5 protein-coding genes are annotated in these 4,389 nt (G+C 71.2%); 4 read left to right on the forward strand and 1 reads right to left on the reverse strand.

What is annotated here, in order from left to right; all coding sequences use genetic code 11:
• Positions 1-626 (forward strand): chorismate-binding protein (locus E1285_RS43465; RefSeq protein ID WP_207947261.1); only part of this gene is annotated, 626 nt, incomplete at its 5' end.
• On the opposite strand, the gene E1285_RS43470 is transcribed toward E1285_RS43465, so the two are convergent.
• Positions 563-2,455: a cellulase family glycosylhydrolase gene (locus E1285_RS43470; protein WP_243723466.1), complete on the reverse strand. Its 1,893-nt coding sequence runs from the start codon at positions 2,453-2,455 to the stop codon at positions 563-565. The two genes, E1285_RS43465 and E1285_RS43470, sit on opposite strands and share 64 nt — an antisense overlap.
• A 74-nt stretch (positions 2,456-2,529) precedes the next feature.
• Between E1285_RS43470 and E1285_RS43475 the strand changes: the two genes are divergently transcribed.
• The 3 genes from E1285_RS43475 to E1285_RS43485 all read left to right on the forward strand — a co-directional run.
• The gene (locus E1285_RS43475; RefSeq protein WP_165967024.1) at positions 2,530-3,114 is read left to right on the forward strand and encodes a TetR/AcrR family transcriptional regulator; all 585 of its coding nucleotides are present in this window, start codon (positions 2,530-2,532) and stop codon (positions 3,112-3,114) included.
• Between the two features lie 168 nt (positions 3,115-3,282).
• Positions 3,283-3,852, forward strand: a complete 570-nt coding sequence (locus tag E1285_RS43480; protein WP_132160754.1) for a TerD family protein — start codon at positions 3,283-3,285, stop codon at positions 3,850-3,852.
• Positions 3,853-3,858: 6 nt separating this feature from the next.
• Positions 3,859-4,389 (forward strand): TerD family protein (locus E1285_RS43485; protein WP_165967025.1); only part of this gene is annotated, 531 nt, incomplete at its 3' end.

A 4,389-nucleotide genomic window follows, 5' to 3' on the forward strand; every position in this document is an offset into this window, starting at 1 on the left:
ACCCCGCCGAAGACCGCCGCCTGCGCGCGGAACTGGCGCTCAGCGTCAAGGACCGCGCCGAGAACCTCATGATCGTGGACCTGGTCCGGCACGACCTCGGCGGCGTCGCCGAGACCGGGTCGGTCAGCGTCGACCCGATCTTCGACGTGGAGAGCTACACGACCGTCCACCAGCTGGTGAGCACGGTCCGGGCCACCCTCCGCGAGGACGTCTCGGCGGTGCGGTGCGTGCGGGCGGCGTTCCCCGGCGGCTCGATGACGGGCGCACCGAAGATCCGCACCATGCAGATCATCGACCGCCTGGAGGAGGGCCCGCGCGGGGTGTACTCCGGTGCCCTCGGCTACTTCTCGCTGTCGGGCGCGGCCGACTTCAGCATCGTGATCCGCACGGCCGTGGCCTCGGCGGGACGCGTCGAGTTCGGCATCGGCGGCGCGATCACCGCCCTGTCGGACCCGGCCGCCGAGTTCCAGGAGACCGCGGACAAGGCCGCCCCCCTGCTCGGCCTTCTCGGCGTCGCGTTCCCCGGTCCGGCGGCGCGGCCGCCGGACCGGGGTCCGGCGGATCAGCCGGCCGGGAAGTGGCGGGCGGTCCAGGAGGAGAGTTCGGCGCGGGCGGCGGCCAGCTGATCGGCCGGCACCGGCGAGCCGGCACCGGCGTTGGCGATGAGGGCGAAGTGCACCGCGTCCGCGGAGTCGCCGGACGGTGACAGCTGAAGCCGGTGCGCCGAGGAGGAACCGGGTTCGCGCGCGACCCTGATCGGGCCGGAGTCCGGCAGGCCGTTCAGCGCGCCGAGGTCGCTGACGACGGTGGTGCCGGAGGGGGCGAAGGACTGCGGGAGGTGCAGGTCCGTCGGGGCGCCGGTCGCCGATCCCCGCCACACGAGGACACCGAACTGGCGGTTCCGGACCAGGTCGGCCACGTTGGGCATCGAGGACGGGACGGTGAGCCAGGGCTGCTGCCGCCCCGCGCCGCCGTATCCGGAGCGGGCCAGGTCCTCGAAGGCGAAGGCCAGGGTCTCGCCGTTCACCGCGGCGGGGTAGAGCCGGTCCAGGACGCGCTGGTCCAGCCTGAGCGTGACGTCGCCCGCGTCGTCCACGGCCACGACCGAGTGGTCCTCGTCGTTCCACGCGTCCCCGTCGGTCTGCACCTTGCGGGGGTTGCCGTTCATCAGCTCGTGGTGGCGTCCGCTGTAGATGTCCCAGTGCCACTGGATCGCCGACAGCACGGTGCCGCCGTCGGAGGGCACGGTCCACCAGTTGCGGCCGGGGACGCCGAAGTCCATCGCCTGGTACATGGCGCGGACCATCCACGGGGTGCGGTCGTCGTCGAGCTTGTTGCCGAACTCGGAGACGAACGGCGCGGTCCCCAGGTCGGTGGCGCGCTGGCGGATCTCGTTCATCGCCGAGCCGTAGACTCCGTCGGACGCGGGGGAGCGGTCGAGCGAGATGCGTGCCCCGTCGTAGTAGTGGCTGTTGAACACCATCCGGGTGCCCAGGCGACCGACCGACGACATGCCGCCCTGCTCGAAGAAACCGGTGTTCCAGAACACCAGCGGTTCGACGAAAGCGGGTTTGCCTGCCCAGCCCGACTCGTCCATCGCGGTGCGGAAGCGATGGTAGAAGGGCATCAGGTGGTTCTTCTCCCAGTCAAGGCCGGATCCGCCGTCCAGGCCGCCGTCGAACGGCTCGTTGAACGGGTCGAATCCGAGGATGCTGTCGAACGCCTGCCGGGGGAGTTCTCGTTCGAGGTGGGTCATGGTCGCCTTGGCCTGCGTGAGGTAGGCGTCCTGGACGCCGATGCGCCCGGCGCTCGTGTCGAGGACCCGGTTGCGCCAGAAGTCCTGGGCGGCCTCGCGCACGGCGGCGTTGGTCATCATGTTCTGCCCCCACAGCAGGCAGATCCCGCATGACTCCCTCGGGTAGTCCCCCGCATCGATCACCCATTTCGGGGCGCCGTCCCCGGTGTACCAACTGCCCTTGTGGAACAGGTGCGAGGAGTACAGGTCCTGGTGGTAGTCGAGCAGGACGCGGAATCCGCGGTCGGTGAATTCCTTGACCTGCGCGGTGACCTTGTCGAGATAGGCGTGGTCGATCCGGTCGGGTGCGGGCTGGACCCCTTCCCAGCTGATGAGGAAGCGGATCGCGTTGGCGCCGGTCAGGTCCCGCATGGACTGCGCGGACCTGGCGGCGTCCGCGGTGCTGCGGAAGGGCAGCAGGTCGTTCTCGTAGAGCTTGGTGCTCCCCGAGACGTTGAACCCGCGCAACGTCACCTCCCGTCCTTCGCCGTCCCGGAAGACCCAGCCCCGCTCGGCGGGGGAGACGGCGACGGCCCCCGGCGGATCGGCCGCCTCGGCGGGGGACGCGGTGACGGCGGGCACGGCGGCCATCACCAGGAGGGCGGCTGACAGGAGCGTGACGGTACGTGGCGGTCCCTGGAGGGCGCGTGGCACGGGCATGACGGAGGCCTCTCATCTCGGGGCCCCCAACGATGCAAGAAGATTCTTGCATCTGCAAGAGGTATCTTGCGTCCGTGTCGACCACTCGCGAACGCGTCATCGACGCGGCCCTGGCGCTGATCCAGCAGCGCGGCTTCGGTGGCACGACCGTCACCGACATCGAGGAACTGGCCGGGCTCTCGCCGGGCAGCGGCAGCTTCTACCGGCATTTCAAGTCCAAGGAGGACGTGTTCCGCGAGGTCTTCGAGCGCGAGCTGGCCCGCGCTCAGCGGCACCGGGAGTCCTTCGAACGCGGCCCCGTCACCGCCGACCCCCGCGAGGCGCTCACCCGCCGCCTCCTGCAGCAGCTCGAGTACCTGTCCCAGATCAGACCGCTGATCACGCTGCTGGCCCGCGAGCACGGCAGGTTCCCCGAACTCACCGGCAGGATCCGCAGCGCGCTCCTGGACGAGGGCATCGCCGAAGAGGCCGAGCATCTGACCCGGGACCTGCCGGCCCTGCCCGGCGAGGAGGATCCGCACGCGCTCCTCGCGGTCGTCGTCTCCGCCCTGACCGGCTACCACCTGTCCCGGGAGTTCTTCGGCCGTGCCCCGGCCGACATCGACCCCGCCCGCTTCGCGGCGGCCCTCGCCGCCCTCCTTACCACCCCCCGCGACTGACGCGGATCCTTCCGCGGTCGCAGTCGGGCATCAACGGGTGACAACAGGGCGGATCGGCTGCAAGGCTTTCTCCCGCACCCGGCCGCCCCTTCGCAGCGGCCGGGCGCCATCAGGGCCGGTGCGCTCCGGAGCGGCACGGCATAGGGGACGACAGGGGAGGCGACGGCTGTGACCGTCTCGATGGTGAAGGGCCAGCGGATCTCGCTGGAGAAGTCCGGCGGTGCGCTGAGCATGGTCCGGATGGGGCTCGGCTGGGACGCGGTGAAGAAGAAGGGCTTCTTCGGCTCCCGCGAGCGGGAGATCGACCTCGACGCCTCCTGCGTGCTCTTCGCCGACGGCAGCATCGCCGACGTGGTCTACTTCGGCAAGCTGACCAGCGACGACGGATCCGTGCGGCACACCGGCGACAACCTGACCGGGGCGGGCGACGGCGACGACGAGTCGGTGATCGTCGATCTGGGCAGGCTTCCGGTGCACGTCACCTCGCTGGTGTTCACGGTCAGCTCCTTCAACGGGCAGACCTTCAACGAGGTGGACAACGCCTTCTGCCGGCTGGTCAACGAGATGGACGGCGGCGAGATGGCCCGGTACACGCTGACCGGCGGCGGCACCCACACCGCCATGGTGATGGCCCGGATCTACCGCCACGGCGACGGCTGGAAGCTGAACGCGATCGGCGAACCCTGCCACGGCCGCACGTTCGAGGACATGCTGCCGACGATCGCCGGTCTCGCCTGATCGCCGATGACCGAACTCTCACCCGGGGCCAACGCCCCGCTGCCCGCGCGGCGGGTGACCGCCACCGTGTCCTGCGCCGTGCCCGTGGACGTCAGCGCCCTGCTCGTCGGCCCCGACCTGCGGGTGCGCTCCGACGCCGACCTGGTGTTCTTCAACGCCCCCGAGGCGCCCGGCGTGCGCTGGGCCGACGGCGGCGGCCGCCAGCGGGTGGAACTCGACCTCGACGCGATCCCCGCGGGCGCCCACGCGGTGCTGATCGCGGCCAGCCTGTCCGGCACCGGCTCGTTCGGGTCGATGCCGCCGCCGCAGGTCAGGCTGACGGGGGACGGCGACGGCCCGGCGGCCGTGTTCACCGTCCCGGGACTGGGCCCGGAGAAGGCGATCATCGGGCTGGAGATCTACCGCAGGGACGGCCGGTGGAAGGTGCGCGCCGTCGGGCAGGGCTACACCGGCGGGCTCGCCGAGCTGGTCGAGGCGCACGGCATCGAAGTCGACGACCCGGGCGAACCGGCCGGCGAGGCCGGGCAGGGCGGGCAG

It is taken from the genome of Actinomadura sp. 7K507, assembly GCF_004348425.1.
Taxonomy (GTDB): Bacteria; Actinomycetota; Actinomycetes; order Streptosporangiales; family Streptosporangiaceae; genus Spirillospora.